23 protein-coding genes and 1 rRNA gene are annotated in these 23412 nt (G+C 42.0%); 12 read left to right on the top strand and 12 right to left on the bottom strand.

The annotated features are described in order from the left end of the window. Positions 1 to 101: 101 nt before the first annotated feature. Genes nuoH through NRI_RS00215 form a run of 3 tightly spaced genes read right to left on the bottom strand, consistent with a single transcriptional unit; the run spans position 102 to position 3349 of the window. Positions 102 to 1112, bottom strand: a complete 1011-nt coding sequence (gene nuoH / locus NRI_RS00225; RefSeq protein ID WP_012779459.1) for an NADH-quinone oxidoreductase subunit NuoH — start codon at positions 1110 to 1112, stop codon at positions 102 to 104. After that, positions 1090 to 3129 carry an NADH-quinone oxidoreductase subunit NuoG gene (gene nuoG, locus NRI_RS00220; protein WP_041351334.1) on the bottom strand — a complete coding sequence of 680 codons (2040 nt, stop codon included), beginning with the start codon at positions 3127 to 3129 and terminating at the stop codon, positions 1090 to 1092. Before nuoG ends, nuoH begins: the two co-directional genes overlap by 23 nt. Before the next feature lie 7 nt (positions 3130 to 3136). Next, the gene (locus NRI_RS00215; protein ID WP_012779458.1) at positions 3137 to 3349 is read right to left on the bottom strand and encodes a hypothetical protein; all 213 of its coding nucleotides are present in this window, start codon (positions 3347 to 3349) and stop codon (positions 3137 to 3139) included. A 310-nt stretch (positions 3350 to 3659) separates the two neighbouring features. On the opposite strand from NRI_RS00215, the gene NRI_RS00210 reads away from it, so the two are divergent. Both NRI_RS00210 and NRI_RS00205 read left to right on the top strand, forming a co-directional pair. Next, positions 3660 to 6290, top strand: a complete 2631-nt coding sequence (locus NRI_RS00210) for a hypothetical protein (protein ID WP_238523007.1) — start codon at positions 3660 to 3662, stop codon at positions 6288 to 6290. Between the two features lie 161 nt (positions 6291 to 6451). Further along, on the top strand, positions 6452 to 7156 hold the full coding sequence (locus tag NRI_RS00205) for a Bax inhibitor-1/YccA family protein (protein WP_448605944.1): 705 nt from the start codon (positions 6452 to 6454) through the stop codon (positions 7154 to 7156). A 116-nt stretch (positions 7157 to 7272) separates the two neighbouring features. On the opposite strand, the gene argS is transcribed toward NRI_RS00205, so the two are convergent. The 4 genes from argS to NRI_RS00185 form a co-directional block, all read right to left on the bottom strand. Further along, entirely contained in the window at positions 7273 to 8985 is a 1713-nt protein-coding gene (gene argS / locus NRI_RS00200) for an arginine--tRNA ligase (RefSeq protein ID WP_012779442.1), read from the bottom strand. A 4-nt stretch (positions 8986 to 8989) separates the two neighbouring features. After that, positions 8990 to 9319, bottom strand: a complete 330-nt coding sequence (gene sdhD / locus NRI_RS04270) for a succinate dehydrogenase, hydrophobic membrane anchor protein (protein WP_041351330.1) — start codon at positions 9317 to 9319, stop codon at positions 8990 to 8992. After that, complete coding sequence (gene sdhC, locus NRI_RS00190; protein WP_238523006.1) at positions 9316 to 9693, bottom strand: succinate dehydrogenase, cytochrome b556 subunit; 378 nt, start codon at positions 9691 to 9693, stop codon at positions 9316 to 9318. The genes sdhD and sdhC overlap by 4 nt, the downstream gene beginning before the upstream one ends. Before the next feature lie 65 nt (positions 9694 to 9758). Next, positions 9759 to 11255 (bottom strand): 16S ribosomal RNA (locus NRI_RS00185). 327 nt (positions 11256 to 11582) lie between these two features. On the opposite strand from NRI_RS00185, the gene NRI_RS00180 reads away from it, so the two are divergent. Together NRI_RS00180 and thiS are read left to right on the top strand one after the other, a co-directional pair. Beyond that, a complete protein-coding gene (locus NRI_RS00180) occupies positions 11583 to 12119 on the top strand; it encodes a gamma carbonic anhydrase family protein (protein WP_041351328.1) in 537 nt (178 codons plus the stop codon). Positions 12120 to 12145: 26 nt separating this feature from the next. Then, complete coding sequence (gene thiS / locus NRI_RS00175; protein WP_012779438.1) at positions 12146 to 12364, top strand: sulfur carrier protein ThiS; 219 nt, start codon at positions 12146 to 12148, stop codon at positions 12362 to 12364. A gap of 53 nt (positions 12365 to 12417) precedes the next feature. Here the strand turns inward: thiS and NRI_RS00170 are convergent, their stop codons facing one another. Continuing rightward, a complete protein-coding gene (locus tag NRI_RS00170) occupies positions 12418 to 13218 on the bottom strand; it encodes an enoyl-ACP reductase FabI (RefSeq protein ID WP_012779437.1) in 801 nt (266 codons plus the stop codon). A gap of 270 nt (positions 13219 to 13488) precedes the next feature. On the opposite strand from NRI_RS00170, the gene NRI_RS00165 reads away from it, so the two are divergent. Next, on the top strand, positions 13489 to 15222 hold the full coding sequence (locus NRI_RS00165; protein WP_012779436.1) for a type I secretion system permease/ATPase: 1734 nt from the start codon (positions 13489 to 13491) through the stop codon (positions 15220 to 15222). Positions 15223 to 15233: 11 nt separating this feature from the next. Here the strand turns inward: NRI_RS00165 and NRI_RS00160 are convergent, their stop codons facing one another. The 4 genes from NRI_RS00160 to NRI_RS00145 form a co-directional block, all read right to left on the bottom strand. Further along, positions 15234 to 16085, bottom strand: coding sequence for a hypothetical protein (locus NRI_RS00160; RefSeq protein WP_012779435.1), 852 nt, complete (start codon positions 16083 to 16085; stop codon positions 15234 to 15236). 182 nt (positions 16086 to 16267) lie between these two features. Further along, positions 16268 to 17179: a riboflavin biosynthesis protein RibF gene (gene ribF, locus NRI_RS00155; protein ID WP_012779434.1), complete on the bottom strand. Its 912-nt coding sequence runs from the start codon at positions 17177 to 17179 to the stop codon at positions 16268 to 16270. 20 nt (positions 17180 to 17199) lie between these two features. Continuing rightward, positions 17200 to 17586 carry a DNA-directed RNA polymerase subunit omega gene (gene rpoZ / locus NRI_RS00150; protein ID WP_041351326.1) on the bottom strand — a complete coding sequence of 129 codons (387 nt, stop codon included), beginning with the start codon at positions 17584 to 17586 and terminating at the stop codon, positions 17200 to 17202. Positions 17587 to 17637: 51 nt separating this feature from the next. Beyond that, positions 17638 to 17958 (bottom strand): helix-turn-helix domain-containing protein, encoded by a 321-nt coding sequence (locus NRI_RS00145; RefSeq protein WP_238523005.1) that lies wholly within the window; start codon positions 17956 to 17958, stop codon positions 17638 to 17640. A gap of 484 nt (positions 17959 to 18442) precedes the next feature. Between NRI_RS00145 and NRI_RS00140 the strand changes: the two genes are divergently transcribed. The 7 genes from NRI_RS00140 (at position 18443) to NRI_RS00110 (ending at position 23336) form a co-directional block, all read left to right on the top strand. Beyond that, positions 18443 to 19141 (top strand): RsmE family RNA methyltransferase, encoded by a 699-nt coding sequence (locus NRI_RS00140; RefSeq protein ID WP_012779431.1) that lies wholly within the window; start codon positions 18443 to 18445, stop codon positions 19139 to 19141. 210 nt (positions 19142 to 19351) lie between these two features. Next, positions 19352 to 19621, top strand: a complete 270-nt coding sequence (locus tag NRI_RS00135; protein ID WP_012779430.1) for a monovalent cation/H(+) antiporter subunit G — start codon at positions 19352 to 19354, stop codon at positions 19619 to 19621. Positions 19622 to 19652: 31 nt separating this feature from the next. Next, positions 19653 to 20189 carry a DUF4040 domain-containing protein gene (locus NRI_RS00130; protein WP_012779429.1) on the top strand — a complete coding sequence of 179 codons (537 nt, stop codon included), beginning with the start codon at positions 19653 to 19655 and terminating at the stop codon, positions 20187 to 20189. Further along, positions 20179 to 20619: a Na(+)/H(+) antiporter subunit B gene (locus NRI_RS00125; RefSeq protein WP_012779428.1), complete on the top strand. Its 441-nt coding sequence runs from the start codon at positions 20179 to 20181 to the stop codon at positions 20617 to 20619. The genes NRI_RS00130 and NRI_RS00125 overlap by 11 nt, the downstream gene beginning before the upstream one ends. A 208-nt stretch (positions 20620 to 20827) precedes the next feature. Continuing rightward, positions 20828 to 21163 carry a cation:proton antiporter subunit C gene (locus NRI_RS00120; protein ID WP_012779426.1) on the top strand — a complete coding sequence of 112 codons (336 nt, stop codon included), beginning with the start codon at positions 20828 to 20830 and terminating at the stop codon, positions 21161 to 21163. Positions 21164 to 21362: 199 nt separating this feature from the next. Further along, positions 21363 to 22331: a phosphoribosylformylglycinamidine cyclo-ligase gene (gene purM / locus NRI_RS00115; RefSeq protein WP_012779425.1), complete on the top strand. Its 969-nt coding sequence runs from the start codon at positions 21363 to 21365 to the stop codon at positions 22329 to 22331. A gap of 246 nt (positions 22332 to 22577) precedes the next feature. Continuing rightward, positions 22578 to 23336, top strand: a complete 759-nt coding sequence (locus NRI_RS00110) for a queuosine precursor transporter (RefSeq protein ID WP_238523003.1) — start codon at positions 22578 to 22580, stop codon at positions 23334 to 23336. The last annotated feature ends 76 nt before the right edge of the window (positions 23337 to 23412 follow it).

The following is a 23412-nucleotide window of genomic DNA, read 5'->3' as shown; positions in this document are numbered from 1 at the left end:
CACGCATTTCCAAAAGGGGAGAGCAGGAAGTAAAAGATAGCAGAACACCAAACAATCGCAATACTACTATCAAAGTATGAACAGAGGCCTACGACTCCTCGTCAGACAATATTAAAAGCTACTAATCCACCTATAACAACTATCCAGAGTAACGTCACAGGCAGAAATATCTTCCAACACAACCTCATTAACTGGTCATATCTGTAACGTGGGAGTGTCGCTCTGACAATAAGAAAACAAAACAGAACGAATACAATCTTCAGAATAAACCAGATAAAGCCCGGAACAATGGATAAACCCCACCAGTCAATTGGCGGATACCACCCACCTAAAAACAGCGTCGCCATTATGCTACTGCTCAATATCATATTTGCGTACTCTCCAAGAAAGAAGAGTGCAAAAGGGATAGATGAGTACTCGACATTGTAACCCGAAACTAGTTCAGCTTCTGCCTCGGGTAAATCGAAAGGATGTCTGTTTGTTTCTGCAAGAATCGAAACAAAAAATATAAAAGTCATGGGCAACATCAGGATATCGACCCAATATGGCAGACTGTGCTTTATCACCACTATCTCGGCCAGGTTAAGGGACCCAGTGAGCAGTATAACCGTCATGATCACCGGCGCTATAACAATCTCATATGAAATCATTTGAGAAGCCGACCTAAGTGCTCCCAAAAATGAATAGCTAGACTTACTCGCCCAACCTGCAATGATCGTTCCATAAACCTCAAGCGCAGCAACACTAAGAAGGTACATAACCCCAAGATTAACGTTCGCAATTACAGTTGGCACTTCTACACCATCTATTTCGGATATCCCGAACGGTATGACCGCCCACCCTACCAACGCCAACACAAATATGATTACGGGGGCGAACAAAAACAGTTTTGGGCTGGCGGCATTCGGAATAATTATCTCCTTAAGCAAAACCTTTATAGCATCAGCAATCGGTTGAAGAAGCCCAAACGGCCCTACCAAGTCGGGACCGACACGGAGTTGTGTTGCTGCTATTACCTTTCTCTCTGCATACGTCAGATAGGCCACACAAAGTATCAACGCTATTGCAAGTAGCACTATCCAAATAAGCTTAGAGAGAACAAGATAAAGCATTAAACTCCTCACTACACTTCGCCATCGTACTAGAAGCCCTACTAATCACATCGGACATATAAAAATTCCTTTTTTTGAATGAAATAACTTCGTCTGCAAAAACAGCCTCACCCATAAATTCATACTTGGAAGGACCCCTAGGCACACACATACCAAGATGCTTAAAATGCGGCCCCAACTTCTCTAATTTCGTCCTTATAAGTGCTAAACTGACACTACTAAACGGAATACCAAGTGCTTGAGCAAGTTCTGCTATAATCTCTCTATCATCCCTCGCCTCACCAGGAGGAAAAACAGCTCTAAAGGCAAGCTGTGCCCTTCCCTCGGTATTGACATAAATCGCATCCTTTTCTACGTAAGAACAACCAGGAAGTATGACATTAGCCCTAGATGCACCCCTATCACCATGATGACCTTGATACACAACAAACGCATCTTCAGGTATGCTATCAACACAATCGTCAGCACCTAAAAGGTAAACGAGCTTCGTATCACCATTTAGAACGCCCCTCAAACCGTCTTGGTGATAAAATCCTACATCCAGAGCGCCAACAGTGCCAGAGTGACGCTGTAACACCGAGAAGCCATTAAAACTCTCTTGAAAAAATCCAAATCTCTCAGCAATTGCTCGAAGCAATGAAACGATATAATTCGCATCCGTGCGGCTTAGAACATCGGGACCAACGATCATCATTGGCCTTCTGGAACTACCAAACAACTCCTGGAATTTCTGATTTCTCCCGGACGCTATCTCAACAAGCGTAGCAACATCATTACCAATGCTTGAGACATCAAAAGCGTATCTTGCATCGCTTCCTAAACCCACTACGGTATAATCACCAGACAACCACCTTTTTCTAATTCTTGCAGCTATTAGTGGAGCATCCACACGTAAATTTGCTCCAACAAGAAAACAGAAATCTGATTCTTCTATACCAGCAAAAGTAGTATTAAAGGTATAAAAATCGCGCTCCGAGACCATATAACTCGCCCCGTCCTGCCTGCATTCGGTTTTGGAAACCCCCAATTTATTGAGCATCCTTTTTAGAAGGAAGACTGACTCCACATCCGCCAAATCTCCTGCAACTGCAGCAATTTCTTCACGATTTACGCGATCAATCTGTTTAACAATCTCGGATATTGCTTTTTTCCATGTAGACTCACAGAGCTTGCCATTCACTCTCACATAGCACCTATCCAACCTCTGTACTCTTAGACCGTCATAGGAGAAACGGGACCTATCCGAGAGCCATTCCTCATTTATTTCTTCATTCAATCTCGGAAGTATACGCATCACCGTTTGCCCTTTTACATCAATCCTGATGTTACTGCCAACTGCATCAAGAACATCTATACTTTCGATTTTGGTAAGTTCCCACGGACGAGCTGTAAAAGCGTATGGCTTCGACGTGAGAGCTCCAACGGGACATAGGTCTATTATGTTGCCAGAAAGTTCAGATGAAAGAGATTTTTGTATGTAGGTACTTATCTCAGAATCAGCCCCTCTGTTAACCATTCCGAGTTCTTCTACACCTGCAACATCGGAGAGAAAACGAATACAACGCGTACAGTGTATGCAGCGATTCATCTCGGTTGAGATCAAGGGTCCAAAATCCTTCTTCTGTACGGATCTTTTGGCGTAAGAGAATCTACCTTCACCTTTTCCATAAAGCATTGCCTGGTCTTGGAGGTCACACTCGCCACCTTGGTCGCATATGGGACAATCCAAAGGATGATTGGCAAGTAAAAACTCCATAACACCCTCTCTAGCCACTCTTACTTTTGGCGTGTCGGTATGCACAACCATATTATCAACAACCGGAGTTGCACAAGAAGCGGCCAGCTTCGGAGGACCACCCTCAATTTCAACAAGACACATTCGACAATTGCCAGCTATCTTGAGACGCTCATGATAGCAAAATCTGGGCACCTCAACGCCAGCCATTTGGCAGGCCTGGATGACAGTACACCCAGACTCAACCAAAAGCTTCTTACCGTTGATAGTAACATTCGGCATAAACTTACTAGATACTATCCCACCTTACTGGCATACCGGACGAATCATCACTTTCGACAGGATCACCGTTCTCATACTCCGCACCCATGTAGGAAATATTTTTCCCCTTGGTGTGCCTATGAATATAGAGAGAAGGCTGCACCGGCCTGCCATTGTAAGTTTTGGTGGCCTTGGAGCCCTTTTGCCTTCCAGGGTTCGTCTTGCTCGCTACTTTAGCCATATACAAAACCTCTCTAACACGAGAAACCGAGCACGCAACAAAAGCATCACTATCAAAATGCTCAGGACAACCGTGTGCCTCCAGTTTAGCACTCTCCTTTAAATCCGCAAGATTAGATTCGTAAAGATTTTCTTTTACTCAAGTGCAATCCTTCACGGCATGGCGCAATACTGAATTACCCGTAATAGCCTCTTAAAAATATTAAAATTTGAGACTTTAGTTTGAATTTTCATTCAAGAATAACGAATTAAAAGAATTTATTAAAGATAATATATGAATATTGGAATATAAATTACTTACTTATCATAGTATGCAAAAATTTAGTATGCAAAAATTGAAGAAGAAATTCGCTACACTCGGTTCAATGAACCGACGCACCATAAAAGCTGACACCACTGCAAAGAAGCTACCAAAAGAAAAGCCAGCGAAGAAAATTGTTTCACAAAATTCTGGCACTGTTGAAAAAATCATCACGCAAAAGTCTGGCATTGCTGCAATCAAATTAGCAAATCAAATATTAGGGGAGGAATTCACTACACCAAAACCAGAGACAGAACTATCAGCAGCACCTCTCCGAAATGAATACGAGGAACGCCCTTTACCCTCAATCCCAAGTGAATATGGAGACGAAGATGAAATCCCCTTTGTTGATGAGGAGATGAACACATCGGACTTGGGTAGTGGTGTATACGATGAAATTGACGAAATTGCATCCACAGGCAGTGAAAGCCGTTCGACAAAAAGTGGTATTGGTGATTCAGGAATTGACGACATTTCAGTACCTGACTCAGCAATTTCGAATGTAGACAGGCAAAATGAAACAAAAAGTGAACCTACTACTGGGAGAGATACTACAACTAAAATCGACGGTGAGAACAAAACTACATCCGTAAGTAACGAAAACCATTCTGCACAAGGAAGCAGTATTGGTGATTCAGGAAATATATTTGATTTGTCAATCCCAAATGGAGATAAGCAAAACGAAACAAAAAACAAGCTCGGTCCTGAAATAGATACTGCATCTGAAACCGATAGTATCAGTATTAGTAGTGTTAGTACTGATGAAATCGCTGCTTACATACTTTCACCACTATTCAAAGCATCGAAAGATACTCACGATCCACTCCCCTCTATCAAGCCAATAGCAGATGAGCACAGCGTACAAACAGGTGAAACATCTGAGCAGAAAAACACAGGTGAACGACTGCCAAACAATCAAGGAAGTCTTACCTCAACAGAGGATAACAGTACTGTGAGAAATGAAGCCATAGTAAAACGCCCAGCTCTGCCAGAGATTTTTGACGCAATATACAATCCAAAATGGATCAAAGATGATAAAAGCATCGATCCTGCAGACACAAACAGCATCTCCATAAAGGAACAAAATAAAGACTCTGCAGAAAGAGAAATTACTAGCTCGCAAAGTCAGAATTCTCTTCCTTCAGGAAATGTACAAAAAGAGGCTCACATACAGAAATCGCATACCTTCTCCACATCCGTAAATGAGGAACAAGTTGGGAATATATCTTCAGGAATAAAATCATTTACACCTACCTTTAGGAACGAAAATGAGAATAAAAAAAGTGAACCAATCTACCTAGACCCATGGGACTTAAAACCTATACCAGAACTAGATGAGCATCAATCCACTAGCTCTATTAGCAGCCCACATAAGAGAGTAGCAAATGAACCTCGTTCTTCCATACATCAAGAAGAGAAAATTTACGAAAGCCTCGACGATATAGAAGCCTACTCAAAATCACACACCCAATCCCTGGAAAAGTTTGCTGAAAAAGCATACCCGGCACTTCGCCCGCATAAAGAGGAAATTGATGACAAGAGCAAACACCTGTATGCCCAAGTAAAGAGAAGGGACAATCTAAGAAGTAGCCCCTTTAATTCGGAAGATGGTGCAATAACCGCAGATACACTCAGTGTAACAATACCTAAGTTACACATTAAGGAACATACAGTCGATGTTTCTCTTCCAAAAACGCAGCAGAAAACGATCACAGAAACTCCCCTTAGTACTAGGAAGACGCTATCTCAAGAAGAGGAAACTCATAAGACGGTTCCGAATAAATCATGGTTGAGGCGTATACTGAACAGAATCAAAGAAATATTCTCGCAAGGGTATGCCGCTTTACGTTCCATTTTTGCTCGGTCTACCAAAAATGACAAAACACTACCCGATCAAGGCCTTTCTTTCCACAACGAAAATGGAAGACTCAATAAAATCAAGGAAATACTTTCCGAGAGACGTCCGCTCCCTGGGAAAGAAACTGGCACACTTAACGTTATTAAGGACGCGCATTCTCAAAAACACCATCTAGTACCAGGTAAAGCTGGAGAACTTGGCAAGACTAAGGAAGCACTCTCTCAAAAACACTCTCTAACACCAGGTAAGGCTGGAGAACTTGGCAGGATTAAGGACACGCTTTCTCAAAAACACCATCTAGTACCAGGTAAAGCTGGAGAACTTGGCAAGACTAAGGAAGCACTTTCTCAAAAACACCATCTAGTACCAGGTAAAGCTGGAGAACTTGGCAAGACTAAGGAAGCACTTTCTCAAAAACATACTCTAATGCCAGGTAAGACTGGAGAACTTAGCAAGACTAAGGAAGCACTCTCTGAGAAACTTCCCTTGCTACAAGACAGCACTATGGGACTTAGTCAAATCAAAGAAACCCTTTCCGAAAAAGGTTTTCGTGTACATCACATGAACGATGAACAAAACAAAGCGCAGAACAATCTCCACAAAACCGGATATGCATTTAGCATCGGTACAGAGCATGACAGAATCAAGTCTATTCTGACTAGAGAACATGAGATAGCTGCTAAGCTCAGGGAAAGCGGAATGAAGGAAGAACAAAACAGAACCTGTGTCCCATCCTTGGGATGCGATTCGCATTTGAGACCTCAGGCTTCAAGGGTAGTTTGAATGCGATTAGGGCCTCTGGAAAGGGGCCCTATAATCTGAATTATAGTCTTTCCCAAAACGTAGAAAATTCGTTAATTCGCGTGGAAACGGGGTGTAATAATGGACCTAACTGTTGTATAATGGTTCTTGTTTGTTCGTAGCATTTTGCTTATATGAGTTTTATCAACCGTTATTCTTCCACTTCGACAGGTTCTGCTTATAGAAATGAAGGGTTGAGAGTGTACATGGTGAAGGTCTTCAACTATATGGCTGCGGCTCTTGGAATAACTGGTCTAACTGCTTTCTTTGTTGCAAGCTCTCCGGCCATGCTCTCCTTGTTGTATCAAACACCACTTCAGTGGGTTGTGATGTTTGCCCCTATAGTGTTTGTTGTAGTCTTTAGTACGAGGATTTTGAGTATGACCTCCGAAAAAGCAAGGGGCCTATTCTGGTGTTTCTCGGTGCTTATGGGACTTTCTCTATCCTGGGTGTTCATTGCTTACACTGGCGCTAGCGTGGCAAGGGTCTTTTTCATTGCGGCGACAATGTTCGGAACAATGGCAATATATGGGAATAATACTAGGACAGACCTAACAGCAATGGGTTCTTTTCTCACGATGGGAGTCGTGGGTATTTTGATCGCTGCTTTGGTGAATATCTTTCTTGCTAGTCCAGCTATCTATTTCGCTGTGTCCGCTCTTGGTGTTGTGATATTTACTGGTCTTACTGCTTACGATGTGCAGCGCATCAGGGATCTTTATTATTTCTCTGTCAATGCGGATGAAGAAGCACTTTCGAAGATCGCTGTAGTTGGTGCACTTACGCTATACTTCGATTTTATTAATATCTTCGTTAGCTTATTAAACCTCATGGGTGAGCGCAAGTAGTGATAGTCGCCAGGTCCTTGTGAGAGTCTTAGATAGACTTCTCTTGCAAGGCGTTCAGGCTGTTCCTTTCTGTTTTATATCGCTCTTGCCGCTCGCAGGGACCCCCATCTGGGTTTTTACATTCTTTCTGCGGGCTCAATTTTCAGCACTTTGAGAACAGAAGCTAGTGTGTTTTTTACAGCTTTCACCAATGTTAACCTTGCGTTCGTGAGCCCCGGTTCATCTTCTATAATGAATCTGAGCTTGTTTTGCGTCATACCTGCGTTCCACAAAGAATGAAACCTTTCTGCAACTTCCTGCAAATAAAAAGTCAACTTATGCACTTCACCTGAAACTATAATCATTTCAAGAAGAGAAGGTAACTTTGCAAGAGTCACCATCAAATCAAGCTCCAGGTTTTCCACGAGCATTGCAGCATCACACTTAGCCGAAGGCTCACGTTTTCTAAGTAAGGAACAGCAACGTGCATGCGCGTACTGGACATAAAAAAGCGGGTTATCGTACGAGGTACTAACGAATTTATCCAAATCAAAATCCAACACGATTTCGCTACTTTTAGTAAGCATGGCGAATCGTATTTCATTTACCGTAATACCACTCTCAAGGACATCATCGAGCGTTATAAGGTCACCATTGCGTTTAGAAAGTTTTACTGGCTTTCCATTTTTGAAAAGGTTAACAAGATTATACAATTTGATATCGATACGCGCATCACCTCCGGAGAGTGCCTCGACTACACCAAAAAGTCTCTTAACATATCCAGCGTGATCAGCACCTAAACCAACAATCATATGGTTGAAACCACGTTCAAGTTTATGATAGTGATACGCAACATCTGACGCAAAATAAGTCCAACTTCCATCTACTTTTTGTAGCGCTCTATTCGTGTCATCACCGAACTTCTTTGAAAGAAAGACCTTTTGTTTTCTTTCTACCCAATCGCCACTCTTTCCCTTAGGCGACGGCAATTCTTCCTCACCTAAGTAACCTTTTTCATCAAGGACTGCTATTACCTTTTCAACATAATTTCCCTTATGTAGCTCCTTCTCCCTGACATAACAATCGTAACTTACGCCTAACTTAGCTAAATCCGACTTTATCATATCCATGGTTAGTGAAAGTATCACTTCCCTGAAAGTGTCTGAAAAGCTTTTCAACTCTGTAGTATCTTTAACGGAATCAGGAAATGTAGAAATAAGATAACTTGCTATATCCTTTATATACTCACCGGCATAACAACTATTTGGGAAATTATCGCTCTCTTTTCCCTGCAGCTGTTCGCAAAAGCGAACAAAGACAGAATAGACAAGTAAATCAATTTGTTTTCCGGCGTCGTTAATGTAGTACTCACGCGTAAGGGAAAACCCGAACTTATCCAACAGCTCTGCAAAGATATCAAAGATAATCGCACCTCTAATATGCCCTAAGTGAAGCGGACCCGTAGGATTCGCTGATACAAACTCGAGATTAAGCGGAACACCATGACCAATATCCGAAAATCCATAACCACTAGCATCATCACTCACCGCAGCTAAAAATTCGGACCATGTGTCACTTGTAAGAAAAACGTTAACAAAACCCCCAGAGGCTACAGAGACATTCTTGAAAAGATCCTTAAAAGACCTTAAACCACCCGCTATAGAAGAAGCTACCTCATGCAAGGAAAGTCCAACCTTTTTGGCAAGAAGAAAAGAAATGGCCGTGGAAAAATCTCCATACTCTCTTTTCTTCGAAGAGCTCCAGAGCGAAGCTTGCTCATTAAGCGTCACATCGAAAATCGAGGTAACCACTTCAGTCAGTACATTGCCCAACCTCAAGAACAAGTCCATAGGGCTAAAAAAATAGTCTATAAAATACAGCTACAAACGCAAAAAGAGTAGAGCCGACGAAGATAATATTCAAAAAAACAAGGACCCTTCGCAGAATAGAAGAAGCGATGTAATCCTCTATTATTACATTCAATCCGAGCAAAGCGTGATACTGAGTAATTAATACGAACGTAGCAAATACCAAAAGGATACCTAAATGGCACCTTAAATATTCAATATCAAATGGAAAAATCCATTTAAAAGAACAAAGCGAGAAAAGTAAAAAGATAAATAATAAAAACAGCAAAAGAGCCGTAATACGTTGAGCCAACCAACTCCTAACAGCACATCTCATAGAAAAGCAAGAGAAAACATTAAGAAGAACAGCAAAAGGGCAGCAATAATAACGACAAAGTTACTTACCTTAACAGAAGCCTGGGAAAGACCCGTACAAAAATCCCAGAAAAGGTGCCTAACCCCACTACAAAGATGATAGCAAAAAAAGAAAAGAAAGAAACACAAGAGAAAACCGGCCAAATAACCCGAAAAAAATGGGCTAAGGACAGTGTGCAAAAATGAAGACGGCATGTAAAAGCAAGCAAAAACATACCAAGAAAAAAAACCTGTATAAAAAAACAAAAACGCACCTGAAAGTCTATGACTTATTGACAAGATAGCAGCCAGAGGAAAACGATAGGCAAAAAGAGAAGGAGAAAGGGGAGACCTCATGAACAAGAAACAAGAGAAAGAAAGTACGCAAAGACAGCGAAACAAGTTAGGCTTTTGCCTAAATAAAAGGAGGTAATCCAGCCGCAGGTTCACCTACGGCTACCTTGTTACGACTTAACCCCAGTCACCCACCCCACCGTAGATAGCTGCCTCCTTGCGGTCAGCTCACTAGCTTCGAGTAAGATGAACTCCCATGGCCTGACGGGCAGTGTGTACAAGACCCGAGAACGTATTCACCGCAGCATGCTGATCTGCGATTACTAGCGATTCCAACTTCATGCCTTCGAGTTGCAGAAGGCAATCCGTACTGAGACAACCTTTAAGAGATTGGCGTCACCTTACGGTGTAGCTAGCTCATTGTAGTTGCCATTGTAGTACGTGTGTAGCCCATACCATAAGGGCCATGATGACTTGACGTCGTCCCCACCTTCCTCCAGCTTGTCACTGGCAGTTTCCTTAAAGTTCCCGGCCGAACCGCTGGCAACTAAGGATGAGGGTTGCGCTCGTTGCGGGACTTAACCCAACATCTCACGACACGAGCTGACGACAGCCATGCAACACCTGTGTTGGATCCAGCCGAACTGACTCCCTCCCTTCAGAGGGATACAATCCACATGTCAAGGTATGGTAAGGTTTTTCGCGTTGCATCGAATTAAACCACATACTCCACCGCTTGTGCGAGTCCCCGTCAATTCCTTTGAGTTTTAGTCTTGCGACCGTAGTCCCCAGGCGGAGTGTTTAACGCGTTAGCTACAAAGCAGATAAAATAACCCACTTTTAACACTCATCGTTTACAGCGTGGACTACCAGGGTATCTAATCCTGTTTGCTCCCCACGCTTTCGTGCCTCAGCGTCAACTGTGATCCAGGCAATCGCTTTCGCCCCTGACGTTCCTCTTGATATCTACGGATTTCACCCCTACACCAAAAATTCCATTGCCCTCTCTCACGTTCGAGTCCCACAGTTTTAAATGCAGTTCTTGGGTTAAGCCCAAGGATTTCACACCTAACTTACGGGACCGCCTACGCACCCTTTACGCCCAGTAATTCCGAACAACGCTAGCCCCCTCCGTATTACCGCGGCTGCTGGCACGGAGTTAGCCGGGACTTCTTCTGTGGGTACCGTCATTATCTTCCCCACTAAAAGAGCTTTACAACCCAAGGGCCTTCATCACTCATGCGGTATGGCTGGATCAGGCTTTCGCCCATTGTCCAATATTCCTCACTGCTGCCTCCCGTAGGAGTCTGGACCGTGTCTCAGTTCCAGTGTGGCTGATCATCCTCTCAGACCAGCTATAGATCGTCGCCTTGGTAGGCCATTACCCCACCAACTAGCTAATCTAACGCGGGCCTATCTGATAGCAATAAATTTTCCCCCTCAGGGCGTATAGGGTGTTGCCCAATGTTTCCACTGGTTATTCCCTACTACCAGGCAAGTTCCCACGCGTTACGCACCCGTCTGCCACGGGACCAAGGCTGCAAGCAGCCCTGATTCCGTTCGACTTGCATGTGTTAAGCCTACCGCTAGCGTTCGTTCTGAGCCAGGATCAAACTCTCAAATCAGGAGAATTTGATTTATTCAAACTCTATAAATTAACGTTTCGCTGTCTTTACTTACTTTCTCACTATTCAAACAACCGACCGTGCTGCTCCAGAGAGGCACGTGCCTAAGACTTATGGATACTACACAAAACTTCATGAGTCAACAGAGACACGTAATCCATGCGACCCTATTTTGACTTCGCACACAGAACTATCAAAAATGCAGAATTCGCCAAGGAAGTCGTTGAAAATAACAACCTCACGCAAAAACCACGCCTCCAACACCTGGAATGTCTACCATAAGCGTCTTTCAGCAATTATAATCCCGTGGGATATCTCTCGTTTACCATGACCCTGTTGAAATTGAAAGAGACCTTTCCAAGTACCGCTGGCACTTCTTTCATAGCTGAGAATGCATTTCTTATTGGAAACGTTACAGTTGGTCCTAGAAGCAGTATTTGGTATGGGTGCAATATCCGAGGCGATGTTAATTACATAAAGATTGGCAGTTATACAAATATCCAAGATTGCACAATGATACATGTTAGCCACGGTGAAAAAGGGCACACAGAAATTGGTAGCTATGTCACTGTTGGACATCAATGCTTATTACATGCATGCACTTTAATGGACGAAACTTTCGTAGGTATGGGCACAATAATAATGGATGGCGCTATTATGGAAAGTGGATCAATGGTTGCAGCTGGCTCTTTGGTGACGTCTAACAAACGGATAAAATCCGGTGAACTATGGCTGGGGAGGCCAGCAAAATTTGTGAGAATACTTACCACAGAGGAAATCTCACATATAAGAGAGTCCGCAATAAGGTACGCTGGACTCGCAGAGGAATATATAAAAGATTTATCGAACAAGACAATTTTTTAAGCATTTCTTACGCAGTTTTTGAAAAAATGTTAGACGAACAGAAAATAATCATCAATGTAAATGGTGACAGTATTGCTGTGGAAGCAGGAATCACCATATCAGGCTTGGTGCACCTGCTAAAACTCAACACATCGCAAATGGCAGTTGAATTGAATCAAATCATCATACCGAGGTCTTTATACAGCGAACACGCGTTGAAAGCAGGTGATTCAGTAGAAATCGTAGAGTTTGTCGGAGGAGGATAAAGGTTTTTAATGAGGTCCCTATAAGTTAATTAGATAGATCACATGCAAATTGCTCATGAAGTCATGATATCCGATGGCAAATCGACGGCTCTCATCCCCACCACATGATATCCACAGTCGACATGCAGTGTACTACCTGTGGTCCCACTGCTCAGATCACTTAAAAAATAGAGGGCTGCACCAGCAACATCTTCTTTAGTAGTGTTCCTCTTTATAGGTGCGTTATGCTTGTTCCACTTAAGTATGTAGGAAAATTTTCCAATTGCAGACGAAGCGAGAGTCTTAATCGGTCCTGCAGAAATTGTATTTATCCTTATGTTGTGCTTACCAAGATCAACAGCTAAGTATTTGACACTCGCCTCCAAAGCAGCTTTACACACACCCATAACGTTATAGTGAGGAATCACTTTTTCGGCTCCGTAGTACGACAAAGTCAGAACACTGCCACCATTTTCCTTCATCAATGGCAAGGCATATCTACACACTGAAGTAAGGGAATAGCATGAAATATGCATTGAATTCAAAAAATTACTAAGAGAAGTATTTATATAATCACCTTGTAGTTCCTCCTTATCCGAAAAAGCAACGGAGTGTACGACAAAGTCGAGCCTTCCATATTTCTCCTCAATAAAGCGAAAGAGTTCTTCCACCTGGCTTTCCTGTGAAACATCGCAACACACAAGTGCGGAACCTCCAAATTCTTCAGCTATCGGAGCTAAACGTTTTTTGAATTGGTCAGTCGGACATGTAAGAATCAGCTCTGCCCCATTTTCTCTACAAATCTTTCCTATTGCATATGCAATCGAACGGTCATTCGCAACACCTAATATTACACCCAACTTTCCCTTTAGCATTAACCCACCACATCTAAAACAGCCACGGTATTGTACTATGATAAACTAAGAAATAGAACTTCATGATTAATAACTCCAAGAAGAATAAAATGCATTTTTCATTTCCAGAATTACAAATTTGAGCATTGTTTAGACTCAACTTCTGCGAATGACATTAGGTGCCTATGTGAGACAAGGATTCTAATTCATTAACATAGCGTTAGCAATTTTACATTGAGGGACACACCTTTTCCTGAGATAATACGTCCTTACACAAGTAATCAATGCGAAATGATAAGAAGTACGGATGCGGCTATTGAAGAAAAACTCAAAGAGACCATACTCCATAAAACTTTACATAAGTGCAAATCCGTATTTTGGACCCTTTTTTGGTTCAGTTCAGGAATAAATGTGCTGGCACTGTTCTTACCGCTTTACACCTCACAAGTCCTTGATAGAGTACTCTCGAGTGGCAGTACTTCGACACTAATAGCACTTACAGTGATAACCCTATGTGCCTTCGCGTGCTCATCAGTTCTTGATGCTTCGCGAGCTATGATCACCGTAAAAGTTGGTAACTGGTTTGATGATACCCTAACACCAGGACTATTAAACAACGCAATTGCACTCATATCGGTTAGACCAGGAACATCAAGTAGCGAAACTATGCGGGACATGCAGATCATCCGCGGATTCCTTACTGGCCATGGAGTCTTTGCATTCTTTGATGCCCCATGGTCGATATTATACTTGATAGCAATATTCTTAATAAACTTTACCCTTGGTATTGTCGCTATCATAGGTATAGTCACACTCATCGGTATCGCACTCTTAAATGATTTTGCAACTAGAAATCTTGCCCGTCAGAGCAATGAAGCAAATGTGCGTAATTTGAATGAGATAGAAATAGCAACACGAAACTCCGAAGTAGTAGAAGCTATGGGCATGATAGAACCTATAGTCGAAAAATGGAGTAAAAAAAATACCCTAGTAAGGGATGTACAGACACTCGCTTTGAGTCGTTCATACATAATCATGGCATTCACAAAGGCGGTACGCTTTACGTTACAAATCGCCGTAATCGGAATCGGAGCTTACCTTGCTATTTCTGGATACAAGACAGCAGGAGGGATAATTGCCGTATCAATTCTAATGGGGAGGGCGTTAGCACCGTTTGAAATCGCTATCTCAAACTGGAAAAATTTATCGCAGGCAAAAACCTCATATAGTAGGCTACAAAATATGCTTATCACCTCCCCTGTAAGGTCTCAAGCCATGGAGCTTCCGGAACCCATCGGGGAAATAGAATTTGACAGAGTAATATACACTCCATTAGGTGGTTCTAAGCCAACAATCAAAGGAATTTCTTTCACCATCCCAGCTGGCAAAGTAGTGGGAGTCGTAGGCAGCAGTGCAGCTGGAAAGTCCACCATAGCAAGATTGACCGTCGGAGTTCTTAAACCAATAGCGGGAGTAGTGCGACTCGATGGTGCTGATACATACACCTGGGAGCGTAAGCACTTTGGTAAGCATGTGGGATACCTCCCACAGGATATAGAATTATTTAACGCCACAGTTAAAGAGAACATATCAAGATTTGATCCAAAAATGGACCCGGCAGAAGTCGTGAGAGCAGCGAAAATTGCCGGTGTCCATGAAATGATATTACACCTTCCAAATGGGTACGACACCATTATAGGTGCCGGTGGCTCAGTTTTATCCGGGGGACAACGTCAACGTATAGGAATAGCAAGAGCTTTTTACGGGAATGTAAAGCTTCTTGTACTAGATGAACCCAATGCAAATCTTGATTCAAATGGGGAGGCGCACTTAGCTAAAGCTCTACGCTACGCGAGAGAAGCAAGGATCACCACACTTCTGATGACCCACAACTTCTCTCTACTAAGCGAAGTTGACTGGCTTATGCTCGTAAAAGAAGGAACAGTCGCGTTCCTTGGAGAGAAGGACGAAATCATCAAACAACTCTCCATAGGAAATAAAGAACAGGGAAGCGAATCCAATTAAACACCTAAGACCTATCTAGTTTTTTTAGACTCAGGTTGAGTAACCCGTGCTCCATCTAACCTTGAAGCAGGGCTTTCGAACGGATTGTTGGTAGTGGCACCACTGACTCCAGCACCCTCAGATAGCGGTTTTTGAGCACTCTTCGGATTTGCGTCCGCAGGACGACCGAAGCTAACCGTATGGGGTGTGCCAGCACCCTCAGATAGCGGGTCTCGAACACTATTCGGATTTGCGCCCGCAGGAAAACCGAAGCTAACCGTATGGGGTGTGCCAGCACCCTTAGGTAGCGGTTTTCGAGCACCCGAAAAAGCTTGCGATTTTGGTATGCCCCCAACATCTTGACCCAAACCTTCTGTGGCTGTACCCACACTAGTGCCTAGACCTAAACCTTCTGTGGTTGTACCCACACTAATTGTGTTAACGTTGTCTCTGAAACGGTCCTCAAAGTGGAGAGTTCCCCTGTCTTTCTTATATACCGCGTATCCAATACCTGTAGCCAATAGAGCAGCAGATAAGATTCCTAGAACCACAGTCGCGGATACAAGCCCCTTATTTGTATTAGCAAGAACTTCAGGTGTTGGCACAGGTACAGGATTATCTGGAAAAATGCCGTTCCATCTCTGAAGTAGTTCGGTTAACTGCGCACCACACTCTTTTTCACTGCACACAGCCTCCAACATCTTTCTTATGACACTGTCGTCCGAACTAAATTTCACTAAGCTTTCTGCGTATGCACCTAAGTCTTCAATCTCCACCTGATCAAGGTGACCAAGCGCATCTTTGAAAACATCAAGACCAAAATTCAGCTTTAATTTTTCACTAAAGAGTTGCTGTAGGTGTTGCGCCAATTCATCTATATTCATAGCTGTATCATTTCTCTTTCTGATATGTTTTTATTATAACATTAAGATAAAAGGATTGCAATGCTAATAAAGTTTTTAATATTAAAATTAAATAAGCTTGATTGTTACATATTGATTTTAGTATAAACTAAACCCAAAAGACTTACCAGATTGAAGGAGATTGCACAAATAAGAAAATGAACTTAGAAATTCACAGAAAGAGCGGTGTGGATATCTGCTAGGATTTGTTCTTTTAGTCTTTCAACGGACGGAAAATGCTTTTCTTCTCGTAGAAAAGCCTTTAGATACACTGTTGCATCTTTACCATATACATTGTCAGAGAAGTTGAAAATGTGTACTTCTAGGATAACATCACCACTATCAGAGGTGGTGGGTCTTTTACCGATATTCGCTATACCGCTATACACAGTACCTTCTATGGAAACATCAACCACGTATACACCAAGTTTCGGCTTAATTATCTCCTCGGGAATTGCGATATTGATTGTGGGAAAACCGATAGTACTAGCAAGACCCCTGTCTCTCCGAATAATACCACGTATACTGTGGTATCGGCCCAAGAGTCGCCTTGCACTCAGCATATCACCATTCTTAATGCTTGCCCGCACTAGAGTAGAGGAGTACCTATTGCCAGAATCGTTAAGCTCAGGCTTTATGACCACAGCCTCATATGAAAGTAATTCCTGATATTTTTCTATTTCAGTTATGCTACCGGAACTAAACTTTCCGAATCTGCAATTTTCGGCGTTTACAAGGTATTTGAGATTCAAAAAAGAGGACAAAAACTTCAGAAACTCCTCAGGAGACAACCCCCTAAGATCATCATCGAACTTTATAAAATATAGAGAGTCCACATATGGAGAGAGGAGAACACTTTTAGTGTACTGATCCGTAATAAGGAAGTCCTTTTTGCTCTTAAGAAAACAGAACGGATGAGGATCAAAAGTTATGACAACCCTATGTAAAGCATCTAACTTACTCACACTCGACAGCGCAGAAAGCAAGGCCAGATGCCCTAAATGCACTCCGTCAAAGTTACCAAAGGTAACGACTGAAGGGTGGGGAAGCAGCTCAGGAGTATTGTAAACCCGCATCTACAGAGGCAAAACCCTACCTACTCATCCCCCTCATCTTCAGCAAAGGAAAACTCAGAATCAGAGAAAACTTCCGGATCACGCTCTTCGACAAGATCGTGATCAATGTGTTCTACGAGACCTCTAGCATGAGGTCTAGCTGGACCCGAATCCGATGAGATACCAGCGTAACCAGAACCCGAAAAATGCACTATTCTCCTTATGGCAGCATGGAAGAGCTTCTCATAATCCATGTCTAGAGAGTACAGTTCTTTTAGCGCAATCACAGGGCTCTTATCACCCTCTTCGTGCTGGACATCAGGCAAGGAACCACTTTGCAAATCATAGGCTCTCTGGCTCGCAAGTATCACCAGCTCAAATCTGGAACAGGATAGATTCCCATCCTCAAAGAAACGCCAATCCCGCATCGCAAGACAAAAGAAAGTCTTAAAGTAACACAAAAAACCGGAAGCAACAACTTACTTCGTCAACCTAACATCAACCTTCCAACCAAGAAGAATAAAAAACTTGAGCAATCTCTCCAAGGAAAAACCTTCTGTTTTGAAGTTCTTTATCTGTGAAACTTTCGGCTGATCGATCTTCAAAAGACTGGCAGCATATTTCTGACTCCAGTTGTTATAAGCAATGATCTGCGAAATCCTCTTCACAAGGATACTGCGCACATCACTAAGCTGACTGGCATCCGAAATACTGAAGCGGTCTACATCAACGTACTCCCCCTCTTCTGAGATCTTATCGCCTCTAACAATATCTTTTAACATTATTTCTTTCCGTCCCAACTACTATACTAAGTGGTATTATAAACAATATTAGGTAAATTATCCATAAATAATATATCACATGGCACTCCCTAATTTCGAAAAACACCATATTCATTATGAACTTCACACCCAGATTGCAATATAAACACTATAAAAGTCCTAAATCCCTTACGAAGGTAGGGTTAAAAGGCAAGCTGCATCAAAGCGACTTCGTGATTATTAAATATTTACAAACTGCCGCCCTGTATTAGAACAAAATTATTACGATATGTCTACTGATTTTCCTGATTCACCGCTTTCAAAGCACGATTTATCGTCCAGGAGCGGTTTGTTGAAGAAAAGGCATTTGTTATCTCACGCAAAGTAATTTTGGATAGCAGTAGGCAGTAAAACAATCTGAACTATGCAACTTTTTTGTATTTGTGACACTGGAAATAGGAAATACATAACATCACGCTCACTTTGTTATGTTAGAGTTGGGTGTTTTTCCTATTAATCAGAAATGCGACTTACAAGGTTGTTTCTAAATGTTGAAACTATAGAGAAAGGTACAAAAATCTGTATAGATCCGAAAAAACAGCATTACCTATTCTCAGTGATGCGCTTACAAAAAGAAGCTCAGGTTATAGTGTTCAACGGCAGGAGTGGTGAGTGGATAGCAAAAGTCGACCGAAATTTTTTGGTACCTGATATACAAATTCGACCACAAACAGCAAGTTACCCGTATGATATTCACTTGTGCTTTGCAGTTCCAAAACACAAAGCGCTTAAGGAAACTGTTAGGCAGGCGACAGAGCTAGATGTCACAACACTACGGCCAATATACTCATCACGTGCAGAAAATAAGAACAAGGATCTCGAAAAACTCGAGCTTTGGGCAATCGAAGCGGCACAACAATGTCGCCGGATGAGTATACCCATTCTACTACCACCTATCGCACTAAGGGAAGTAGAAACATATCATGAAAACGTGTTCATTTGCGATGAAACACTTTCTGACTCTGTTATTTGCGATATTCCCATCTTAAGCTCTTACACTATAGTCATTGGGCCAGAAGGAGGATTCTCTCATGAAGAACTCTCCTTGATTGATAAAAGAATCTCGCTAGGCAGAACTATATTGCGTTGCAGCACCGCAGCAACCTCTGCAATAGCTCAGGTAAGGTCTGTGTATAGCCACCTCACGCGAACTCCTAAGTGAAAAATTGAACTTTTCCACACATTTGGGATAATGGACCCCATACTTACTTTATGAGTATTGGAGATGATTCGTTCTATTCACTTAGAAGTTGCATTGGTCATACATCTTCTTGAATTTGGAACAATAAGCTCTGTATTTGTTCTATAAGCGCTAGAAATGGTTCGTTTTGTATCGCATTAGTCATGTTTTATTATTGCGTGTGTGGTGTCTATGGTTGAATTACTTGGGTTATTAATTGCCTTAGCAGGGGTTATCTTTATGTTCAGCGGAACTATTGGTATCATCCGTTTTCCCTGTTTTTTTTTGAAGGTCCATTCAGCAAGTATGACGGACTCTTTTGGTGCACCACTTATACTTCTCGGATGTGCGCTTAAATTTGGATTTTCAGTTACTACGCTAAAGGTTTTACTGCTCATTCCGATGGTATGGGTTACTTCCTCGCTTTGTTCATATCTCTTGTGTAAGTCCAAATTAGAATAACTGTATGCTGGTACCTCAGAATCGATAACTTATGGAACTCGTCATATTGAGGGTCACACTTCTGTTCCTTCTCTTTTTCGTTACAACGGCATTAGCACACGTCGAAGACCTATTAACAGAAGTTATCTATCTTGGTTTGATCAGCTTCTTACTCACTCTTTTGTACATGACAATGAATGCGGCAGACGTTGCAATTACTGAGAATGCCGTAGGAAGCTGTATCTCGACTATCTTCGTTTTGTGGGCTGGGCATTTAATCGGCAGAGAAGGTATCCACTATTCGAGGAACACCCTTCCGGCATTATTTGCGAGCGTTATGATTGGAAGCATCTTACTTTATATTACAGCAGATCTTCCTAGATATGGCTCACCCACTGCTGCTGTAAACAATGAAGTTTATCGATACTACTTGGAAAACACGGAACCGTTATTTGGTTTTCCAAATGTCATTACAGCAGTGCTAGCTGGTTTCAGAGGGTATGACACTTTGATAGAGACAGTTGTTGTTTTCACAGCGGCTTTATCAGTTTTTATTTTATTGGGCTTCGGTAAGGGAAATGATAGGTGATAAAGTATTAAAGGTCCTAGCTTCGGGGATTATCCCACTTATTATTTTGTTTGCCGTGTACATTCAAGTACATGGGGAGATTTCCCCTGGTGGAGGTTTCCAAGCCGGGGTATTGCTTGCGGCATCTTTGATAACGTACTCACTCGTATTTGGTCTTGATTCACTTCTTCATTTTCTTGGTCCAAAGACTCTAATCCGCCAAGGAGCAGCTGGTGCACTGATTTACTTATCAACAGGTTTAGCACCGTTACTTCAGAATGCATCATTTTTACAGCACTCTCATATAATTAAGAGTTTGCCCCTACTATCTCAAGAAATTGGTATTTTTGTTCTTGAGTTGGGCGTCGGACTTACTGTTTTTAGCTCGATATTCACTATATACATGTGCTTTTCACTCTTGCTGGCGAAAAAGACACTCAACGCCGACTAGGGCAAAACCTTTATACGTAAATTCGTCCATCTGTGTGTCTACTCTTACCGATTGAGAAAGACACTTAGTACCACTTGTGTGTAAAAACTTCCTGTGTAAGCGTGCTCATCGGTATTTTCACTGTTGCTGATAAAAAGGATTTTACTGGCCATAATAAAAACTCTTTGCGTAAATGTGCTATGCTGGAGCACAACCAATGGAAGTGTTTATGTTCACATTTTACAACTATGCAGTAGTGGTGTGGTTAATGGTAGTTGGGTTGTACATAATAATGGCAAGTCCCAGACCGATAAAAAAACTAATAGGTCTTGGGCTTTTTCAGTCATCTGTTTTGTTGCTTTATATATCTCTTGCGTATATTGAGGGGGCTGCGACTCCGCTGATTTCACCCAATGTAGAAAATTATGTTAATCCCTTACCTCATGTTTTGATGCTCACAGCAATCGTTGTTGGCGTTGCAACTTTAGCTTTGGGCCTAACGTTAGTTATACTGATGAACAAAACACCAAAGGACAGTAATACAAAAACGCCTAGCTTGGACTAAAAAGGTCTTATTCCTTGGGCATTCTTTCGATATGAACGTTGCCGCTCAGTCGCACAAGGATAGCTCTGTAAATCCAGCAAATTGTAAGAAGAGCGAGCTAGTGGAAATATCGCAACAAGTTGTGGTACAATCGCGGTCTACCTGCACTCGTATACAGTTATTACCGCGGCACCTTTTCAGCGGTAAGTTCTGCCTGAAAATGAAAAAAACTCTCTCTTACAAAAGCTCCGGTGTGAATATAGATACCGCAAACAGCTTTGTTGATTTTATTAAAAAAAACGCAGAAGTTGATAACCATTGCGTCTCCGCTATTGGTGGTTTTGCTTCTTTATTCTCCGTAGGCAATTTGAATTACAAGGACCCAGTCATTGCTGCGGCAACAGACGGTGTTGGAACTAAGTTATTGATAGCAAATGAGTGCAATAACCATGCTAGCATTGGTATAGACCTAGTGGCCATGTGCGCCAACGACCTGATCTGTCACGGGGCAAAACCGCTCTTTTTTCTTGATTATTACTCGACAGGAAAACTTGAGCTCGATGTAGCACAGGCAGTAATCTCGGGGATTCTGGTCGGGTGTAGAGAGGCTTCCATGTCGCTGGTAGGCGGAGAAACCGCTGAAATGCCCGGCCTATACAGTGCTGGCGAATACGATTTAGCAGGCTTCGCTGTTGGAATAGTCGAAAAGGAGGAAATCCTTCCACAAAATGTTACAAAAGGTGACACCCTTATTGGACTAAAATCATCAGGCTTTCATGCGAATGGATTTTCACTTATCCGCAAAACTTTCTCCAGCTTAAATATTAAGTACTCAACACTATTCGATGACAGAACCTGGGGTGAAATACTCCTAACTCCAACAAAGATATATGTGAATTCACTTTTTTCTTTGAAAAAATTCATAAAGGCGGCTGCACACATCACCGGTGGCGGACTATTAGAAAATCTTAAAAGGGTTCTGCCAGAAGACCTAAAAATCTGTATTCAACCTTATGAGTTTCCCGAAATCTTCAAGTGGCTCATGCTTAACGGTAATATTCCGCAAGAAGAAATGTTAACCACTTTCAACTGTGGTATAGGGATGGTTCTAGTTGTCGCAGCACAAAATGCAGAATTTGTTTGCGAGACACTAGGAGAAGAAGCTTTAATTCTCGGAAACCTTAAGTAGGATTTCAGTAACCCAAGCACCAGAGTTTACCATCGTCTTTTAGACTACGCTTCCCTGAAATATTCACTTAGTTCACTGGAACCAGGATAGATTTTGATCATGCTTAATCTGGAAGTTAATTTCCATCCTTTCTGACCGCGCCCACCTTAAATACTCATTTAGCCCTTTAAGATTCTCTCAAGACAACATACAGCAGCGTAAATACTGCTTTGCATCTACCATCCTACTGCAAAATCTTGGATATTTATGAGAGTAAAGCATCAAGTTTGCGTTACCTTGGAACAAATATTTCTGGATTCGATAAAATACTTAGAAGGTCTTCCGTCACACACAACCAGTATACTGGAGTTTCTTCTGTGTATGATGACGATACTTATAAGTTTTAAATTTTTTGGAGAAAAAGGAATTTATGCTTTCAGCAGTTGTGTTTTTATTCTTGCAAATATACAGGTCTTAAGACAGGCACAGTTTTTCTTTCAGGATACCCCGGTAGCACTTGGAACAATTTCTTTTTCGTCAATTTTCCTTGCTAACAACATTCTGACAGAGTATCGCGGAATCAAAGCGGCGAAGACCAATGTGTATTTGAGTTTTCTCTTATACACATTCTTCACCTTAGAAATAATAATCACACTAAGCTATAACCCTAAAACAGACATCCACTATTCATGCATGCGAAAGCTCTTTCAAAATAATGCTACGCTTCTATTTTCCGGAGTTATTGGGTATTTGGTCAGTCAGCTTTCCGATATTTATATCTTCGGTGCTCTAAAGCAGATTCTTCCAAAACGACGTTTTCTTTGGCTGCGCAACATAATAGGTACAGGAGTGTCCTCGTTGATGGACAACATAATATTCTCAACTCTTGCATGGTACATTCTTACAGGAGAGCCAGTCGAAATGAAGAGTTTAGTGTTCACGTACATACTAGGAACCTATTGGATAAGAGTATTAGTTGCATTATTAGGAACACCCTTTCTCTATTTCGCGAAGCGATTAGCATAGAGAGCGCTAGTTGAAATAGCTTCAAGTTTTGTAGGTTGATCAAGGTTGCTTTGCAAAATGATTAGCACGAAGCGCT

Origin of the sequence: Neorickettsia risticii str. Illinois (genome assembly GCF_000022525.1) — a bacterium.
In the GTDB taxonomy this organism is placed as follows: domain Bacteria; phylum Pseudomonadota; class Alphaproteobacteria; order Rickettsiales; family Anaplasmataceae; genus Neorickettsia; species Neorickettsia risticii.
The sequence above is the reverse complement of the archived record's forward strand: the minus strand, read 5'-3'. Positions and strand labels throughout refer to the sequence as shown.